General features: G+C 46.5%; 14 protein-coding genes and 1 tRNA gene. 7 read left to right on the forward strand and 8 right to left on the reverse strand.

What is annotated here, in order from left to right:
- Positions 1-5: 5 nt before the first annotated feature.
- Positions 6-1247, reverse strand: a complete 1242-nt coding sequence (locus MOX91_RS03495; RefSeq protein WP_370396691.1) for a ThuA domain-containing protein — start codon at positions 1245-1247, stop codon at positions 6-8.
- A gap of 30 nt (positions 1248-1277) precedes the next feature.
- Complete coding sequence (locus MOX91_RS03500; protein ID WP_370396692.1) at positions 1278-2630, reverse strand: Gfo/Idh/MocA family protein; 1353 nt, start codon at positions 2628-2630, stop codon at positions 1278-1280.
- Positions 2631-3026: 396 nt separating this feature from the next.
- On the opposite strand from MOX91_RS03500, the gene MOX91_RS03505 reads away from it, so the two are divergent.
- Positions 3027-3359, forward strand: coding sequence for a hypothetical protein (locus MOX91_RS03505; protein WP_370396693.1), 333 nt, complete (start codon positions 3027-3029; stop codon positions 3357-3359).
- Positions 3360-3885: 526 nt separating this feature from the next.
- On the opposite strand, the gene MOX91_RS03510 is transcribed toward MOX91_RS03505, so the two are convergent.
- The 4 genes from MOX91_RS03510 to MOX91_RS03525 form a co-directional block, all read right to left on the reverse strand.
- On the reverse strand, positions 3886-7476 hold the full coding sequence (locus MOX91_RS03510) for a LamG domain-containing protein (protein WP_370396694.1): 3591 nt from the start codon (positions 7474-7476) through the stop codon (positions 3886-3888).
- A gap of 137 nt (positions 7477-7613) precedes the next feature.
- Positions 7614-7686: transfer RNA gene (locus MOX91_RS03515), tRNA-Ile, on the reverse strand.
- A 70-nt stretch (positions 7687-7756) separates the two neighbouring features.
- On the reverse strand, positions 7757-9070 hold the full coding sequence (gene hisS / locus MOX91_RS03520; RefSeq protein ID WP_370396695.1) for a histidine--tRNA ligase: 1314 nt from the start codon (positions 9068-9070) through the stop codon (positions 7757-7759).
- A 4-nt stretch (positions 9071-9074) separates the two neighbouring features.
- On the reverse strand, positions 9075-9428 hold the full coding sequence (locus MOX91_RS03525) for an HU family DNA-binding protein (protein ID WP_370396696.1): 354 nt from the start codon (positions 9426-9428) through the stop codon (positions 9075-9077).
- Between the two features lie 162 nt (positions 9429-9590).
- Between MOX91_RS03525 and ubiE the strand changes: the two genes are divergently transcribed.
- From ubiE to MOX91_RS03540, 3 genes are read left to right on the forward strand one after another with little or no spacing between them, the layout of a single operon-like run.
- Positions 9591-10307: a bifunctional demethylmenaquinone methyltransferase/2-methoxy-6-polyprenyl-1,4-benzoquinol methylase UbiE gene (gene ubiE, locus MOX91_RS03530; protein ID WP_370396697.1), complete on the forward strand. Its 717-nt coding sequence runs from the start codon at positions 9591-9593 to the stop codon at positions 10305-10307.
- Positions 10304-11095: an RluA family pseudouridine synthase gene (locus MOX91_RS03535; protein WP_370396698.1), complete on the forward strand. Its 792-nt coding sequence runs from the start codon at positions 10304-10306 to the stop codon at positions 11093-11095. The genes ubiE and MOX91_RS03535 overlap by 4 nt, the downstream gene beginning before the upstream one ends.
- A 1-nt stretch (position 11096) precedes the next feature.
- Positions 11097-12035 carry a hypothetical protein gene (locus tag MOX91_RS03540; RefSeq protein ID WP_370396699.1) on the forward strand — a complete coding sequence of 313 codons (939 nt, stop codon included), beginning with the start codon at positions 11097-11099 and terminating at the stop codon, positions 12033-12035.
- A 225-nt stretch (positions 12036-12260) separates the two neighbouring features.
- On the opposite strand, the gene MOX91_RS03545 is transcribed toward MOX91_RS03540, so the two are convergent.
- Both MOX91_RS03545 and MOX91_RS03550 read right to left on the reverse strand, forming a co-directional pair.
- Positions 12261-14477 carry a HEAT repeat domain-containing protein gene (locus MOX91_RS03545; RefSeq protein WP_370396700.1) on the reverse strand — a complete coding sequence of 739 codons (2217 nt, stop codon included), beginning with the start codon at positions 14475-14477 and terminating at the stop codon, positions 12261-12263.
- A gap of 25 nt (positions 14478-14502) precedes the next feature.
- On the reverse strand, positions 14503-15849 hold the full coding sequence (locus MOX91_RS03550) for a Gfo/Idh/MocA family protein (protein WP_370396701.1): 1347 nt from the start codon (positions 15847-15849) through the stop codon (positions 14503-14505).
- A 231-nt stretch (positions 15850-16080) separates the two neighbouring features.
- On the opposite strand from MOX91_RS03550, the gene MOX91_RS03555 reads away from it, so the two are divergent.
- The 3 genes from MOX91_RS03555 (at position 16081) to MOX91_RS03565 (ending at position 18285) form a co-directional block, all read left to right on the forward strand.
- The gene (locus MOX91_RS03555) at positions 16081-16893 is read left to right on the forward strand and encodes a gamma carbonic anhydrase family protein (protein WP_370396702.1); all 813 of its coding nucleotides are present in this window, start codon (positions 16081-16083) and stop codon (positions 16891-16893) included.
- A 37-nt stretch (positions 16894-16930) separates the two neighbouring features.
- The gene (locus MOX91_RS03560; RefSeq protein ID WP_370396703.1) at positions 16931-17158 is read left to right on the forward strand and encodes a hypothetical protein; all 228 of its coding nucleotides are present in this window, start codon (positions 16931-16933) and stop codon (positions 17156-17158) included.
- Positions 17159-17481: 323 nt separating this feature from the next.
- The gene (locus MOX91_RS03565) at positions 17482-18285 is read left to right on the forward strand and encodes a metallophosphoesterase (protein WP_370396704.1); all 804 of its coding nucleotides are present in this window, start codon (positions 17482-17484) and stop codon (positions 18283-18285) included.
- The last annotated feature ends 240 nt before the right edge of the window (positions 18286-18525 follow it).

Genomic DNA, 18525 nt, shown 5'->3' on the forward strand with positions numbered 1-18525 from the left:
TCTAATTATTTTCCGTAATAGGGGTTTTTCTTTTCGCCCAAAGGCTTCAAGTCCTTCTTGTTAATCTTTGTTTCGCCCGAGGCAAACAAAAGACCGCGCATATACATTTCGCAAACTTCGGGATTGCGATAGTAAACGTCTTTTCTGTGCCCGAATGCGCCGTAGAAAATTCTGCCCTTGCCGAATTCCTTTACCCAGACCAAGCCGAAGTCCTTGTTTTTGCGATTCGTGCGGGTCATCGGGTCCGCGCCGTCGTTTAGCGGGCTCTTGTCGTAGTCGATTGAAATCAAGATGCGCTGCTTGTTGCGGTCGTAGCCGTAAGCTTCGATAAACGTGTAAATTTCGTCTTGAAGCTTAAAGGAGTCTTCAGCCCAAATGCCCTTTACGATTGGGTGTTTCGGGTCTTCAATAATGAAAGTTTCCTCCTTGTTGCCTGCGCCCCACGGGTGCCCCGCAAACCTGCCGCCCATCATGACGGGATACGCGGAAAACTTTTCTTCGTTTTTCACATCGTCCCAAGCGTCGCACTTTTTCAAAATGTCGATAAGTTCGGGAGATTTTTCTTCAAACTTGTGCTTGTTGTCGCGGCAATCCATCGCATCGCATGCAGCATGAGCACCCATAATGCCACCGCCTTCTGCGACATAGCGGATGAGGTTATCGCGGCAGATGTAGTTCATCTTTTCGTCTTCCCTCTTTTCATCGCCTGTCATGCCTTCGGTCTTTTCGCGGAACTGGTCGCCCTTGTAGCCTTCGCGAACTCCCCTGTAAGATTCAAAGAAACGCCCCGTGCAGTTGTTTATGATTACACAGTCATACTTCTTTAAATTTTCGAGAGACTCAAATTCCTTGCGGTCGTCCGTAAAGTGCATAGCAAGCTTTCCGTTCGACTTCTTTTCAAGGCATTCCAAAAAAGTGCGAAGCGCAGGAATGCCTTCCGTATGGCGGAAACCTTCGGTTCTGTCCCAAACCAAAAAGTTGCGGACTTTTCTGATTCTCGGAACCTTCGGAGTGGCTTCCATCGTTTTTGCAATTTCCTCTTCGGTCATCACCTTGTCGCAAAGATATTCCGTAAAGATTTCACCGGTATTCTTGTCTTTCTTGAAGTTTACGTAGTTTGTGGTTTCCTTCTTGGTGTTTACAAGGGGGTCAAAGTTTTTCGGGAAAGAAGATGTTTTCTTGGGCGCAGCAAATACAAATGCAGATGCCAGAAGCGCCGATGCCAAAATCAATGATGTTTTTTTCATGTTAAGACCTTTCTGTTGTTTTTTTTAAATTTAAATCAACGCCCATTCTCCGCGATTTGGGCGAACACGAAGCTTGTTTGCCTCGTCGTCGTTTACGAATTCCCCCTTGCGCCAATCCCATTCCAAAGACCTGCCCAGGCGGTAGGCGATATTGCCCATGATGGAAACTTCCGCCGAAGTCATGCCGCCTTCAACGGGAGCGGTAACGGGAGCACCGTTAAAGACCGCGTTAAAGAAGCAATCGCGGTGCTCGTTGCCGGGAGCTCTCTGTCGAACAATGTCGCCATCTCCGATTTTCATGTCGTAAAAGTATTTTTTGTTTGCCCAAAATGCGTTCATGCCGCCTCTGTCGGCCGCGACAACGCCTTCGGTTCCAACAAAAACCACCGCATAATCGACGGGGCAGACATCCTTCGATGGATTTCCCTTGAAAATTTTCGTTCCCGCTTCCGTTTCGTAATAATACTGCCTCTTGCCGGGCGTTCCGGGAAGGTTTGCGTTGTCCAAAACAACGACGCGCTTCGGACCTTTTCCGTCCAAGCCCAAACCCCACATCGCGATGTCGTAGTGGTGCGCGCCGAAGTCCGCCTGATTTGAGTTGCCGTAGTCGAGGTGGTCTCTCCATGCGGGAAATCCATGCTCGTTATACGGATTCGGATTGTCGGAAAGCATTGGCAAAAGCTCTCTTGAATAAGGATTGTAGGGAGCGGGTCCGCACCACATGTCCCAATCGACGCCTGCGGGGACGTCTTCATATTTCCAGTTGCGAGTTGACGCCAATGAATAGTTAAGCCTGCACCAGCATTCCTTTATTTCGCCCAAATACCCGTTTTGGACAAGCTGGCAGGCATGGCGGAAGCCTTCCATGCTCCGCTGTTGCGAACCTACCTGGAAAACAACACCCGCATCCTTTACCGCCTTGGTTACCCTGCGGGCTTCTTCCATTGTGAAAGTCATTGGCTTTTCGCAGTAAATCGCCTTGCCCGCGCGCGCCGCCAAAATCGACATTATTGCGTGCCAGTGGTCGGGAGTAGTGATATACACCGCGTCTATGGACGGATCCGCCAATATTTCGCGGAAGTCCTTGCAGCATTTGGGCTTGTCGAACGCGAATTCTTTTCTTGTGTATTTTTCGACAATTCTATCAGACCAATACTTCAAACGCTTGTCGTCAACGTCGCAAATTGCCGTAACGCGAACATAAGGCAAGTCTGTAAGGCTGTTCAAATGCCCGTCGCACTGTTTGCCGATGCCGATTACGCCGAGATTGCAACGGCTGTTTGGCGCGGAATTTCCCGCCGCAAACAAATTTCCCTTATATATCAAAGGAAACATTGCCGCCATTGCCGCGCCTTTTAAGAATTTTCTTCTGCTGATATTCATGATTTCAATATTTTTGTTTAAAACAAGAACGCATTGATAGTCTTAACGCGCCCTCTCCCCCTTCTAAAAAGAATTTCCTTGGAAATTCTGCAATGAAAACAACATATAAACAACTCCTTCCCCCATGCAAGCAATCAAAAGACGGAATTGAAAAATTACGCCATTCTCATAAAACAAGTACAGTATATTACAGTCGCATTTTTCTCTTTTCAAGCAAAAAAACGGAATAAAACGGAATGGGCAAAAACAAAAAATCTAAAAGATAAAGAGCTGACGCTTCCGTAGTAGATAGATTTTTTGCCCATTTGTACTCGCTTGCTTCGCAAGTCTCGGCACTCGCTACGCTCGGCTCTTTGCTTTCGCAAAGCTACCCACGCAAGCGTGGTCTCGCGCTCCATGTTGGTTTTGTTCAGGGGGCAGTACAAAGTACAGCTCCCCGTTCGCAAAACACAACAGCATCGCGCGTTTATTCCGTTTTTTTACGTCTCAAAGCCCACACCTATCAAGCATCACAACTTTTACAGCTTCGCAACCGTAAAAGAAGTCTTTTCATTTGTACTCGCTACGCTCGGCTCTTTGCCTTTCGGCAAAGCTACCCACTCAAGCGTGGTCTTGCTCTCCATCTTGTTTTATTTCGGACTCACGACCGAAAGGTCGCTACGCCTCATAAAACACAACAGCATCGGGCTCATCCGTTTTTTCGCATTCACAACCTATCAAGCAACTTAACGAAATTCCGTCTCCATTCTAAGACAGCATATCAAACATATTTTTTATTAGGGTTTGAGATTTCGTTATCTCACTAAATATTGGCTTTTTTTACACTCGTTTGCTTTGCTGTTATCGTCCTTCGGGCAAACTGCAAGCAGTTTGTGCTATATATTTCGACGTGTTTTCAACTTGCGGACATAAGTCCGCCGACATTTGTAAATACATAGAAAAATAAGTCCTAATTTAAATTCAGCTGCTTGATACGTTATGTTGGAATTGGTACGGGATTGCGCCAAGTTATTTGATAGGTGTGGGCTTTGAGACGTAAAAAACGGAAGAAATGCCCGATGCTCTTCTTATCCCAAAAAGTTTTTTGCAAAAACATTTTCGGGAACCCTGTCTTGCGGATTTCGAGGCGTCAGCGTACAAATGTACGCAAGTCCGAAGAAATCCCAAGATGGAGGGCAAGGAATGCGAAAAATATCTTTTACGGATGCCTTAGCTCTATATTTAAAAAATGATTTTTCATTTTTCGCATTCCGTTTTATTCCGTTTTTTCAGAGGAGATGGCAAGGTTGCGCAACATCCCCTTGAAAGCATAACGCTTTTCAGGAGACGAATAATTGCCCAAAGTCAACGGATAATCGCTTTCAGTCGGAAGAGAATCAAGAGACTGCGAATACATGGTTTTTCCGTCTATTTTTAAAACCGCGCTCTTGCAGTCGTATTCAAAACAAACCTTGTGCCACTCATTAGGCTTTAATCCCCCTGCGGCAGTTTTAAATTCACTGCTTCCCCAAACATTTAAATTCCTGCCTCCCGACTGGAAATAGAGCCCGTTAAGCCTGAATATACCAAAGCTCAACATTACCCCGTCAGGCATTGCCCCTTCAAAAACCATCATTTCAAATTCGATTTTAAGCCCCGCGCCAAACTTCGGCTTTATGTTTGGCAAAACGACGTATCCGCCGCTGAAATCCGCGCCTTCCGAAGTATATTTAACAACCCCGACCTCTTTTGCGCCCTTTGGTCTTTCTGTAAGCGGAAGATTGACAAGCGGCGTTTGTGGTGTCTTTTTGTGGATGATTTTTATTTCTTCAAAATTTTTGCCTTCGACATTATGGGCGTTTAAAAACACCGCCTTGTAAACCCAATCTCCCTCCGAAGTTTCATCAAAGAAAAACGCTTCGTTCCCGCCATTCAAGGGCAGTTCGCAAAGCATATATTCGGGAACATTCAAAGGCTGCGAAGCTTCGACATGCTCAAGAATTTCGTTTTTCAAACGCTCGGCTCTTGCGCGTTTCCCACTTTTATAAATTCTGCATTTGACAGCCGCATCGGACTTCGGGGCGGCGATTTTCAAAACAACGCCGGAAGGATTTTGCCCGATTTTAACGCGCGGTTTTTCGCCAACGGGCATATTTGGCATTTCGTAAGGCGCGGCTTCGCTTTGGGCGACTTTTTCGTTTCTGTTAAAAGCTTCAACAACATAAAATCCGCTCTTATTCGGGGAAGAATCGGGCAGATAATTAAACGCCGTGGAACAAAGAAGCTCGCCGTCCCGATAAACTTTGTAGTACTCTGCATTTTTAATGTCGTTCCATGAGAGCATAATGGGAAAGGTTTTGCCTTTTTGCGCTTTCGCCTTCAACTTTACGCCGTCAAAAGAAACATTCTTTTTTGCGCGGACAGCCATTTCGATTTTAGGAGCGACCGAAAGCAGATGTTTATTTGCAATCCGCGGGCTTTTTGAAAACCCGAAAGTATACTCGATGCCGACATCCCCTATTTCTGAAGCGGGAATTTTTATATGCTTTACCCAATTATGATTTTCTTCCAATTTTTTCGACTTCCAAGACTTTTCGCCAAGCTTACGATAAAAAATCCAAGCATCTCCACCCCCGAAAACAATCGGCTCGATTTCAAAATCCGCTCCTGCTTCAATGCTCGTAATGCGCCTTGCAAGCGAGACAAACCTATCGGATTTTTCAATAACCCAAGCGCAGTCAGCAATCTTTAATTTTTTGCCCAAAGCATTTTCGACCGTTTCACGCATTTTAAGCCAGTCAACATACGCCTTGGTATTCACTGTCGCAAGAATGCCATATTCGCCCCTTGTGGAAATCCTTTTTGCGTAAGTTCTAAACGCATTGGGATAGCATGGATTTGCAAGCTCTGCAAGCGCCTCTTGGTATTTGCCATGCTTAATGGCGCTTTGAGCAACAAGAGAATGCACGGTCATTTCCCGATAAGCGACAGTCCAATCAATGCGCGCCAAAAGCCAGTTTGCGTTTTCCAAAGCCGACGGATTTTTAAACTTCAATTTTTTTATTCTCGATTTTATCTCCAAAAGCCTGTCTAAAAATTTACTATCCCCGACTTCGCCCCACTCGAAAGAACCGCATTCTTTCTGCCCCTTTCCGCCAAGCCATCTGTAAGGCAGCGCGTCCAAATCTTCGTGGATTTTCGCCATTTGGGCAGTGTTTTCATCCCCGTAGAGGGTTTTGGCATAATTCAAAAAGAAGTTTTCAAGCGGCATTGCGCCGTTCCACGCGCTGTCGCACAAATATTGGAACGCTTCCCCGACACATCGCGTGCGCCAATGTATGGCAAGCACGCCGTCGCAATTTTTCGCATACAAATCTTCCATCAAACCTTTGAAAGTTTTTACCCACGGCTGAGGCTGCCACTGGTCGCCGTCATTTTCAAGCCAGGGAATAGGCCAAACCTCGCGCCCTGTTAGAGTACCGTAAACATCGCTTATCTTGGGGCGGGGAAAAATGTGTTCGAGGGCGGAAAACACCACGTCTTTCGGCAAAGTTTTATTCAAGCCGTCAAAATATAAATCCGCGCCAAGATAAGTATTGCCACCCCATCCGCTCATGACAAGTTTGGGCGGATTTTCGTATTGCGACAAAACTTTTAAGGCGGCTTTCGCGCACTGTTCAAGGCAGATTGCCCGCATTGTCCTGCCCAATTCCCCGCCAGAACTCTTGTCGTATGCTCCGTGGCGCGCAAGAGTTTCGTTAAAGCCGCCAATCATTTTGTAAACATCAAGCGAATTGTTTGCGTAAAGGGCAAGCGATTGCTTGGCATTTTTCGAGCCTCCGATTCCCCAAGACATTCCCGCAAGCCCCGAAGCTTCGGGAAGCCAAAGCCATACATATTTTGCATTCGGATATTTCTCTACGACATGGCGCAGCCTGTTTACAAAAATCTTCATATCGCCCTCGTCCGTCGGGATCGGAGTGTTGTGGTGTTCCCCTATCTCAAATCCGATACAGGTTTTCACCCCTTTGTTGTCCGCATAGGCGAGCATTTTCGCCACCAAGTCCTGCTCCGCCAAAACGGCTTTAGCATCATCTTTTATTTTTGAAGTGCTTGCCCCGAAATAATCTCCGGAGTAGATTTTGTCTGTTCCGAAACCGAAATCTTCGGTTTTCAAGGGATGAGTTCCCCAAGTCGGATATTTTGTGGAAAGCAGACGCCCCGCTTTCACGAGTTTTTTGTTTTCATCAACATATCCACATAGGGGCTCTCCGTTGTAGTTGTGAAAGCCGATGAAATTCGCGCCCAACGCCATGGCATCGTCAACGAAAGCCCTATGGTCGGGTTCGTCCCAAGTTGTGGGGCTGTTGAAAAAATTGTACCACGGCAAAAATCCCCTCACGCCAAGCTTGGGAGACTTTACCGCATCTTCGATTTTTTCATTTAGCTTTGACGGAGTAAATTGCGTTCCAAGCGTAAACCCATATCCCATCTGCCTTAACAGGGCGTTTGCGCCGTTTACAACCCCTTCATCATCGTTTGCGACAACCGCAACAGAACCATTCGCTATTTTTTTTATAATGTATCCGCCTTTTGAGAGCTTGGCGGCATCGTCCGAAAATTCGCCCAAATTCGGATTTTCGGACGGACGCCCAATGACAATCGAATTTTTCAATAATTCGGAAGAATCTGAAAGCTCAGGGACACTGCCGGACACAAAGGCGATTTTCGCTCTTAAATCGAAGACCGCCATTTTTTGTGTTATGGAGTTTGAAGAATTTATTATACGACTTATTTTTGCATTCAAATCAGCGCAAAAAAGCATCGAAGAAAAAAACGCCACAAAAAACATTCCAAAGATTTTCATATATCTCCCCTATTCAGAAAGTTATTTAAATCTTAAAAAAAGCTTTTTCAACAAAAAAACAAAAATCGGATATTGAAGTACAAAAAAATTCGCAACGGAAATTCCGTTGCGAATTTTTACTGATAATAAAAAAAACGTGGGTCGGGTGGGACTTGAACCCACGACCAAGCGATTATGAGTCGCCTGCTCTGACCACTGAGCTACCAACCCGTTTTTTAAAGTAAACAAATGTGCGGATTATTTTGCGTCTTGCAAGCACAAAACTTGAATTTGCAAAAATTTATTTCCCAAAAAAAGACAAAAGTTTGGAAATTTCAACTTCAGTCTCCGTTCCAAGCTTCAAATCCTTGATTTTTACCGAATTTTTGGAAAGTTCGTCTTCGCCGAAAATCAGTGCGAATTTTGCGCCAACTGCGTCCGCCATTTTAAACTGCTTTCCAAATCCGGAAATTTTAAAAGGATAATCGACTTTCACGCCACTTCTGCGAAGTTCAAACACAATCGGCAAGACGCGAGAAACCAATTCTTGTGAGCCAATAACCGCATATGCGTCGGGCGAAAAGTCCGCCTTTGGCAGTTTGCCCGTAAGCTCCAGCAAATCGCCGACAGTGACATCGCCCATTCCGAAACCAACGGCGCACATGTCGGGATAGCCGAGTTTTTTTACAAGCGCATCGTACCTGCCACCGCCCGCGAGAGCGCGACCCGTTCCGACAGTTTGGAATGCCTCGAAAACAAAACCCGTGTAATAAGCCAAACCGCGCACAATGCCCATATCGACTTTCACAAAGCCTCCGACGCCCATCAAGTCCAAGATTGAAAGCAAATTGCGCCAATCGTTCAATCTGGCTTCGATTTTCGCCTTAAATTCTTCGTTGCAGGAAGAAAACGCCGCTTCAAGATTTTCGACACTGTTTATTGCCACAAACTTTCTGCAATTTTCCGAAACTTCGTCTGCCGAAAGCCCCGAACCCGACAACGCTTCCGCCATCATTTCCGAAAAAGCTTCGGGACGAACCTTCTCAATTTTATCGACAACCGACAAAATCGAGGCGATGCGGTCATCGCCAATACCCAAAGTTTCGAGGAAGAGAACCCACAAGTTTCTATCTCCCAAACGGAGCTTGAACTCGTTTTCCGTAAGCCCGAAAGAGCGCAGAGACTCAATCAAAAGCGCAATGATTTCCGCATCGGCCGAAATGGATTCGTCGCCCAATATGTCGGCGTTGAACTGGTAAAAGGCACGCAATCTGCCCTTTTGCTGGCGTTCGTAGCGATAGTTTTCGCCGATTGCAAACCACTTTACGGGACGGCGTATGCCGCCTGCCCGCGCCCCGACCATTCTGGCAAGAGATGGCGTCATTTCAGGGCGCAGGGCAACTTCCCTGCCGCCTTTGTCGGTAAACTCGAAAAGCTGGCTTCGGATTTCCTCGCCTGACTTTTCCGTAAATAAATCAAGAGACTCGAGAACAGGAGGCTCAAACTCCGAAAATCCGAAAGTTCGGGCTGTATTTTTCCACACCTCGAACATTGCGGATTTCTTCGCGCAATCCTCAGGATAAAATTCTCTGAATCCCGGCAGTGTCTTAAACATAAGCTTATTTGCGGGCTCTCGATTGGCGCGCGTTTTCGACAACGCCCAAATCAAGCTTTTTCAACGCCGCCTTCAATTCCTTGCCGGACTTGAACTTCACGATTGCGCGCTTTGGAATTACGACATCGTTTTGCGGCATCGTCGGATTCCTGCCGACGCGTGGCTTGCGTACCTGCACTTCAAGCACGCCGAAATTTCTAAGTTCTACATTTCTACCGGAAGAAAGGCTTTCCACGATTGTGTCCAACGTCATTTGAACGATATCCTTGACGTCGTTTTGAAGCACGCTGCCATTGCGGCATTCAGGCTTTGTCGTATAAATCTTCTGTACAATTTCTCGTTTTGTTAAGTTTTGCATATTTTTACAATATCCCTTTTATAAAAAGAATTTTCCTATATGGCATTGCATCGGAGCTTTTTCAAGAGAAAATAAAATATTTTTTCATTCATTATAAAATTGTTATGTTTTTTTTGCATTAAACTGGACTTTTAAGGTCGGAAACCTTTTTATTTTACGACAATGCAGATTGCAAACCCCGAAACAAGAGACCCGAAAGACGTCGGCAAAATGTTTGCCCGCGTAGCTCCGTCCTACGACAAAATAAACCGCGCCATGTGTTTCGGAATGGACGCCCGCTGGCGGAAAGCCCTTGCAAAGTCTGCGGTAAAATGCGCAGAAGGGGGGGAAATACTCGACCTTGCATGCGGAAGCGGAGACGTTGCAATTCGCATTTTGGACATATGCCCCGAACAAAAAATCACCTGCGCCGACTTTTGCCCCGAAATGCTCGAGCTTGCAAAATCGAAAATACTTACGCGCAATCCCCCCAACGTGAAATTCGAGATTGCCGACGCAGCCAAGCTTCAATTTGAAGACGGAAGATTTTCGGCTGTTGCAATCGCATTCGGTTTCAGAAACTTTAAAGACAGAGAAATTTGCCTGAAAGAAATATCAAGAGTCTTAAAAGGCGGCGGCAAGCTCTTCATTTTGGAGGTCGCGCGCGCGCCCAAATGCGTGGAGTGGGCGCAAAACATTTTTATGGAGCAGTTTGTGCCGCGCATTGCCTCGCGCTTCGGCGCAGACAAGTCCGACTACGAATATTTGGCGAAAACCACAAGGGCGTTCCCCCGCAAAAAAGAACTCAACAAACTAATTGAAAGCTGCGGCTTTAAAAACGCGAAAACAAAGAGCTTCGCGTTCGGTTGCGTGGCTTTGACAGAAGCGCAAAAAATATGACAGACAAATTTGGCAAAACCCCGGAACTCGTGGATTTGGACGAGCTTAAAACTTGGATAATTTTTGAAGACGAAAAAATCATCGCCGTAAACAAGCCCGGCTGGCTCGTCTGCCATCCCTCCAAAAACGGGCCTCTGTCAAGCCTCGTCGGGGCTATGCGCGAACTCACCAAGCTTGACACAATCCACCTTGTAAGCCGCCTCGACCGCGAGACAAGCGGAGCCGTGGTGTTCGCAAAAGACAAAAAAAGCGCAAGCACAATTCAAAAGGCGATAGAATCCAAGCTTGTGGGCAAGAAATATCTAACCATCTTGCGCGGCAACATGCTTGGCAAATACGTTGTAAGCCAGCCGCTTGCCGACGACAAAAATTCAAACGTCGCAGTAAAGCAGATTGCCGCAATCGACAAAGGCTCGGCAAAAGCGGCGGAAACGCTTTTCACCCCGATACGCACAACCTCAACCCCTGTTCCGCTCACGCTTTCGGAAGTTGAAATAATCACGGGGCGCAAGCACCAAATTCGCGCCCACGCGGAATGGATAAACATGAGAGTTGTCGGCGATAAAATTTACGGTGGAGACGAAAACGTATATTTGAATTTCATAGAAAACGGATTGTCGCGGGAAGACATGGAAAAAATGCTGATGCCCCGCCAAGCCCTGCACGCATGGATTTTGGATTTTTCAAAAATTTACCCAAACCTCGTGATAAAAGCGAAAATTCCGCAGGACTTCGCCGATTTCATGGCAGAAAACAACCTCGGAAACGCGGAGGATTTCAATTCGTAAAATGAAAGTATTGTCGCCGCTTGACTGCTATTTGGAGCTTCCCTCCGAAAACGAGCTGGACGGCGGCGAAACTTTTTTCGACTTGATAAAAAGCGCGGAACTATACGCCTCGGGACGAAGTGCGCTGCGCGCGGCATTTCCTTTTCTGAAAAAATCGGGCATAAAAACAATATTTCTGCCCGAACCAATCTGCCCGTCTTTGCCGATATTTTTTAAAGGCTTTTTTGAAGTAAAAACCTACTCGGAAAACCATATTGAAACCTTAAGCTTGAAAGCGTCGGAGGCAATTTTGTTCATGGATTTCTTCGGGGCTTCCGACCAAGCCGAAATTGAGAGCTGGATTTTGAAAAATCCGCAAACATTCTCGATTTTGGACGCGACATTTGCCCCATTTTCGGAGTGGGCGACACACTCCGCCGCAAACTGCGTTTTTGCGAGCCTGCGCAAGCTTCTTCCCATTCCCGACGGGGCGTACTTGAAATTAAAAGGCGAAAAGCCGCGCAAAATAGCCGTTCTGCCAAGCACCTCCATGCCTGACTTTGCAGGAGACATACTTTCTGCAATGACGCTTAAAACCCTCGCGAAAAAAGCAGGCGGGATTGAAGACAAAGCTTATCGAAAACTCTTCATGAAAGGAGAGGAAAAGCTCTTCAATTCAAAAGCAGTGTGCCGCATAAGCCCCTTTTCTTTCGAGATGCTGAAAAAATTGAATGTATCCGAAATTTTAAAGAAGCGCGCAAATATGATTTCAGATTTTGAAAAATCAGAAAATCTGAAAAAGTTAAACTGCAAAACAATTCTTCCCCGCGACGGCAAAAGCGCATTTTCCCCCGCAATTATTATTGAAAACGAGGCAGAGTTCGAGCTTGCCCGCAAAATGTTCGCAACTTCTCACAACCGACCTGCGGCATATTGGAACAAGCCCGATTTTAACTTTTAAATACCGAAAAAAGCAAGGCGGCCTGAAAATCAGACCGCCTTTTTTGTTTCGAATAAACTAAACTACTGAACTACTAAAAATATAAAAACAAGATTAGGGCTTTTTTTTTCGCTTTGCAAACAAATTTTCAAAAAAATGCGCTTTCGCAAAATTCCTTCCGAAGAAAATCCCAAAAAAAGCGGCGCATTGTTTTGCGCCGCCAAAATTCAAGGTCAAAACCGCAGGCTACTTTTGAATTTTTACTTCGTAAATCGACCAGTAGCCGCCCGCCGCCTTTGTATTTACAACACAAATAAACTTCGCCTTTTCGGGTTTCTCAAAAGTAATGATGTCGCTTTTCGGCGCGCCTTCATACTTTATTTTCGCCTTGCGCATGTTTCCGATTTCGTCGCCGACAAAGACTTTAGGTTCGAGAACCCTGTCGCCCGTCGAATTGCCGAGCATAAATTCCAAGCCTTTCACTGTTTCGGAAGACGGCAATTCAAACATGACCGCAATGCCCGGCTCGCGCGACATTCCACTCGCCCAACGCGAAGACATATCCCCGTCAAACGCCCTTGCCAATTCATTGGCTCCGTGCGTGGCGCGGGCTTTCATTCCTCCGGGAAGCTTTACTTCCTCCGCTGCGAGCATATTCGGCATTTCAAGCATGTTTTCCAAATTCTTTTCGCGGGAATTTATGGCAGTTGACGAAATATACTTCAAATAAGGAGATTTAAGAAGCCCGTTTTGCTGCAAGATATTGATGCCCGTATTGCGGATTTTTTCCTTGTTTGCGGCGTCCGCGCCCTCGATTTTTTTCAAAGCATCAAAAGCGTTTTCGCTCTTAAATTGTGCAAACTCGCGCAAAGCTTCGTTCTTGAAGCCGTCAAGATACGCTTTTGCGAGGAAATCCGCGGCTTCCCTGCTTCCAAATGGTGCGGCAAACCTTACAAAGAATGCCTTTGTTTTGCCGTCTGAAGCTTTTGCGTACTGCTCTGCCGCCGCCTTGAACATCTGCTCATTGCAAGATACGCGCGAAAGATTTACAAGCAGCCTTTGCGCCGCCTGAATTTCCTTGCCCTTCAAAGTCGGGAAAAGCTCGGCAACCTTCACGAATACATAGGCGTTCTTCGACTGCGCCGTATTCAATGTCTTCAAAGCCGCAATCTTGTCGTCGCTTGCTCCGTTTTTAACGACATCCAAAAGAGAATCGGCAACACTCGACGAATCGAGGTTTTCGGTAGCCATCAAAAGCACTTTCTGTTCATCTTCGCTCTTGGATTTTTTTGCGAGGTCGGCAAGCTTCAAAAGCTTTCCGCTTGCCCTGATTTCGCTTATGTATTGGGCAAGGACGGTCTTTTCTCTGTCGCCTGAAAAGAGCGGAGCAAAAGAGGCAAGCTTTTCAAAGTCCTTTTCGCTTCCCATTCTCGACGCCGCAAAGGCAATCGCTTCTGCAAGAGGGGCAGATTTCGGGTTCAGCTTAATAATCTTGTCAAAACCGTCTCCCCTGCGGGCGTAAGCCTGCACAAGCAATGTCTGTTCGGGTTCTTCAAGCTTTGAAAAATCCAAGAATGCGGGAGCCGCAAGCTTTTTGTTTGCGCCGAATACGTCTATCGCCGCAATTAGAAAATCTTTCGATTTGGGAGCGGGTGCCTTGCCAAGCCTTACCAATGCGGAATACGCGTCAAGCTGCAAGGGCAGATCTGACTTTGAGTCCGACAAAATCTTGTTTGCGCTGTCTTCCAAGACCTTTGCCGCCTTTTTGGACGAGCTTGCAGAAGAAGTCAACGCTTCCCCTGCCGCAAGCTTCATCGCAGGCTCGGGAGCCTTCGACATTGCCGTTAAAAGAGCCTTGAACGAGACGGGAGAGGAAATTCTGGCAAGAGCCGCCACAGAGGCGTAATACTTCTGCTTGTCTTTTCCCGCAGATGCAAGGATTTTTGCGATTTCCTTATCCGCTTCGCCGCGCGAGCCGAGAGCTGAAATCGCGTCAACCGAAACATATCCCTTCACTCCGGAAAGCTTCAAGAGGGCGTCTTTCGCGCCCTTGTCGGAAGCCCTGCCAAGGGCAATCATGACGCGCTCAATCCAGCGGCGGTTTTCTTCTTTTGAGCAATTTTTTGAGACTATGTCCGCAAGCCCGTTTGCAGTCGATGAAATTCCACAAATAGCCAAAGTTTCGCCGAGGAGCTCCTTGTAGCGCGTTGTTCCCTGTCCGCTTTTCAATTCTTCGACAGCTTTTTGCTCAATGGCGGCAGCCGCTTTTTTGTCGGAAGTCGAAGTGCGGTAAAGCGGATACAAATAAGCTTCAAGCTTTCCCGAAGACTGCCCCCAGTCGTAGGATCGCATATCCTGCATTGCACTGCAAATTTCTTCAGCCGAAGCAGGTTTTGAATTCGGATGCGCGGCAAAAGAGAGTGCCGCGGCAAAAAAGCAAAGTGTAAAGAGTGTCTTTTTCATGTTCAAAAATCTCCTTTCCCTGTTATTAGTACGCCGCCCATTCCCCGCGGTTCGGGCGGGATAGGAATTTGCAGGCTTCGGCGTCGTTTACGAATTTTTCGGACTTCCAATCCCATTCGAGACTGCGCCCCAAATTGTAGGCGATGTTGCCGATTATGCAGAGAGTGCCGGTTGAATGCCCAACTTCGACGGGAGCGGCAAGCGGAGTACCCTTCAAGACGGCGTTTAGGAAGTTTTCCTTGTGCGCTTCCGAAGAAATCAAGGAAACGTCGTCATCTCTCAACTTTGCGGTTTCCAACGCTTCCCTGTCTGACCAGAAGTGTCCGCGCGCGGCGGAAATCAAGCCCTTTTCACATACGAAAGTCAAGCCGCCGTGCAATCTTTTTGGGATTGCGGGGTGATTGCCCCTGTAAATCGGAATTCCGCTTTCAGTCAAATAGCGGTACATACGCCAGTGCTTTTCGCCGGGCATGTCTTCCTTGTCGGTAAGCTCGATATACTTGATGCCCTTGCCGTCCAAGCCCAAGCCCCACAAGGCGATGTCGAACTGGTGCGCACCCCAGTCTGCCTGGGAGCCGTTGCCGTAGTCGAGGTGGTGACGCCATGAATTCCAGCCGTACGCTTCGTGCGGCTTGTTTGCCTTCGGGTCTATTTTTGGCAAAAGCTGGCTTGAATAAGGATTGTAGGGAGCGGGTCCGCACCAGAAATCCCAGTCAACCGTACTCGGGCATTCTTCGATTTTCCAGTTGCGCGGAGTGGCGTTGCCCGCGCTGACACTTACATAAACTTCTTTGATTTCGCCCAAATATTTGTTGCGGGCAAGCTGCGCGGCACGCTTGAACTCGGCGGAACTGCGCTGCTGGGAGCCGACCTGAAACGGAACGCCCATGCGCTTTGCCGCATTAACGAGCTTTCTGCCCTCTTCGACAGTGAAAGTCAAAGGCTTTTCGCAATACACCGCCTTGCCCGCGTTCACCGCACAAATCGCGGGAATTGCGTGCCAGTGGTCGGGCGTTGCTATCAAAACCGCGTCAACGGACGGATTTGCCAAAAGCTCGCGGAAGTCCTTGTACTCCTTGACATCGGGAGCGGCGTCCCCGCGCTTTTTGTATTCGCTTTCAATGCGCCTTTTTTGATACTCCGTGCGCGCGGAATCAACGTCGCAAACCGCGATAATCTTGCAAAGCGGCGAATGAATCAACCCGCCGATATGCCCGTCCGCCATCTTGCCGCAACCGATAATCGCCAAGTTTATCTTGCTATTAGGCGCAAGACAAGTGCGCGCAAACATGTTCGAGGCAATTAAAAGCCCCGCCCCCCCAAAGAAGGAGCTTTTCAAAAACTGTCTTCTCGTATAGAATTTAGCATTCATAATTTATCCTCCGTTTTTATGTTAAATTTTCCCGATTAAGCCGATAAAAGACTGAAAACGCAAAACCAAACGCGCACCCAATCCTTAAAACGCCCCCCCTCTAAAAAATTTATAAAAAAATTAGTACTGTAAAGTAGAGTTGTAAAGAAAAAAAATATAAGCTTTACAATAATAATATCGGCTTGACTTCGCAAAACAAAGAAAGATATTTTTAAAAAAAATAATTTGAATATGACAACAAAAGAACGCCTCGACAAATATTTCGCCTCGTCTCCGAGAATCCATCCCGACGCTTATGTAAGCCCGCACGCCGTCATAATCGGCGATGTTAAAATCGGACCAAAATCCAGCGTCTGGCCAGGAGTCGTGATGAGGGCGGACATCAACTCAATAGAAGTCGGAGAAGGTTCGAACGTCCAAGACGGCACAATGGTGCACCTTGCGGACGACTACGGAGTGAAAATCGGCGACTATACCACAGTCGGACACGGGGCAATCCTGCACGCCTGCGAAATCGGCAACGAAACGCTGATCGGAATGGGCGCAACCATTTTGGACGGCGCAAAAATCGGCAACCAGTGCGTAATAGGAGCTTGCGCTCTCGTCACAAAAGGCACGGTAATCCCCGACGGGAGTGTGGTTATGGGCGTTCCCGCAAAAATAGTGAAAACCATGGACTTGAAAGCGCGCTCAAAAATCCGCGACTGGGCGACAAAGTATCTTGAAGTCGCCCAAACCCACAAGGAATATTTCCAAGACATGGGCTTTGCATGTTGCGACACCCCCGCCGAATACGCAGAAAAGTGCTTGGCAAGAGGCGAAGATGCCCCCGAATTTGAACATCACTGTTGCTGTGGCGGGCACGGAAAGCACAAATGCCATTGCGAAGAAAACGGCGAAAGCGAAGAATGCCATTGCCACAATGGAGACTGCGACGGAAGCCACCACGCAAAAGGCGAATGCAAATGCAAGAAAGAAGGCAATCCGAGCAAAAAATCGTCAAAAAAATCCGTTAAAAAACCGGCAAAAAGTACGAAGAAGTAAAATAATATTTTTTAGAAACCCAAAAAAAGGAAAAACCATGAAAAAAATAATCTTAATGACATCAATTGCGGCATTCGCGCTTTTCGGTCTCACAGCTTGCTGCTCGAAACCTTGCAACGCCTGCCCGCAAGCAAAAAATTGCCCTGCCGCGGCGCAAGCATGCCCAGCAAATGCGCAATCCTGCCCAAAGGCGAAAGAATGCCCTGTTGCAAAGAAGGATTGCCCCGCAAATAAAAAATGCCCGAAGGCAGTCGAAAACAAATAATGTCTTGATTTTCACGCAAAACGCCAAAAGCTTTCTTTTGGCGTTTTTTTATTTTTATGAAAGTTCTGATTTTATCCTGCGTATCGTTTGCATTCCTTGCGGCATGTGCCTATTCCTATTTCCAATTTCCCAAAATTTTGGCTGAAAACCGCATTTTTACCTTTGTTTTTGCGGCGCTTTTGCTGTCGTTTCCAATCTACTTTTTTATGCGCAACCTCGGCGCGCCATCGTTTCTATTGCAGGGACTTTTCTCTGTTTCAACTATATGGATTGGCTTTATATTTTATTTTTTGCTCATTTCTCTTTTTTTGGCTCTTTTGGCTATGTTGCATATAAAAATTCCCTTCGCATTTTTTGCGGCTCTAATTGCAACTGCCGCCGTTTTGATTTTCGGACTTATAAAAAACCGAAATTTTGAAATAAGGGAATATGACGTTAAAATCGAAAAGCCGATTGCCTTTCCCGTAAAAATCGTGGCGGCAAGCGACTTCCATTTGGGCTACGGGTCAAGCAGGCGCAAAATCGAAAATATCGTAAGCGCAATAAACGCAGAAACCCCCGACGCAATCCTGATAGTCGGAGACTTGATTGACGATAATACCGAAGTTTTGCGGCATCGCAATATTTCTGAAATTTTAAAGCGCCTCAACGCTCCAATGGGAGTATTTGCGGTTTTCGGAAACCACGAATATATCGCGGGAGCAAAAAAATCGGAAGAATTTTACAAGGCATCAAACATAAAACTTTTAAAAGGCGAAGTTGCAATTCTTGAAAACGGGCTTCAAATTGCGGGTCTTGACGACTTTTCAAACAAAAAGTCAAAGAGGGAAAACGATATTGTAAAACAGCTAAAACCCGAATTGCCGTCCCTGCTCTTAGACCACCGACCGCACAATTTGCAAGACAAAGCGAACTTGGGATTTGACATACAAATCAGCGGACACAGCCACAACGGACAAATGTTTCCGCTAAACATGATTACAAAATTTCTGTTTGAACTTGACTGCGGATACAAGAAAATAAACTCCTGCCACTCGTTCGTAAGTTCCGGAATTTCACTTTGGGGGCCGCCTTTTAGAATCGGCACAAAAAACGAAATGCTTGTTCTGAACATTTCAAACAAATAATCCCGAAGAGCTTTCGGAAAATCGAATCATTAAAAAATTCATTGGCATACGGCACTCCCAATTTTTGTTTGTAATTTTACAAGCTGTTTTGAAGGTATTAAATATTTAAGCCACGAGGAAACGCCATTACATTGCTTCATTTTATGGTGCTCCAATAAAAAAGGAGACTGCAAATTTGCAATCTCCCAATAAAATTTCTGTTTCGCACTAAATTCAAAAGCGGCTCTTAAAAAGCGCGCT

The sequence above is a fragment of the Intestinicryptomonas porci genome, assembly GCF_033971905.1.
Classification (GTDB): domain Bacteria; phylum Verrucomicrobiota; class Verrucomicrobiia; order Opitutales; family Intestinicryptomonadaceae; genus Intestinicryptomonas; species Intestinicryptomonas porci.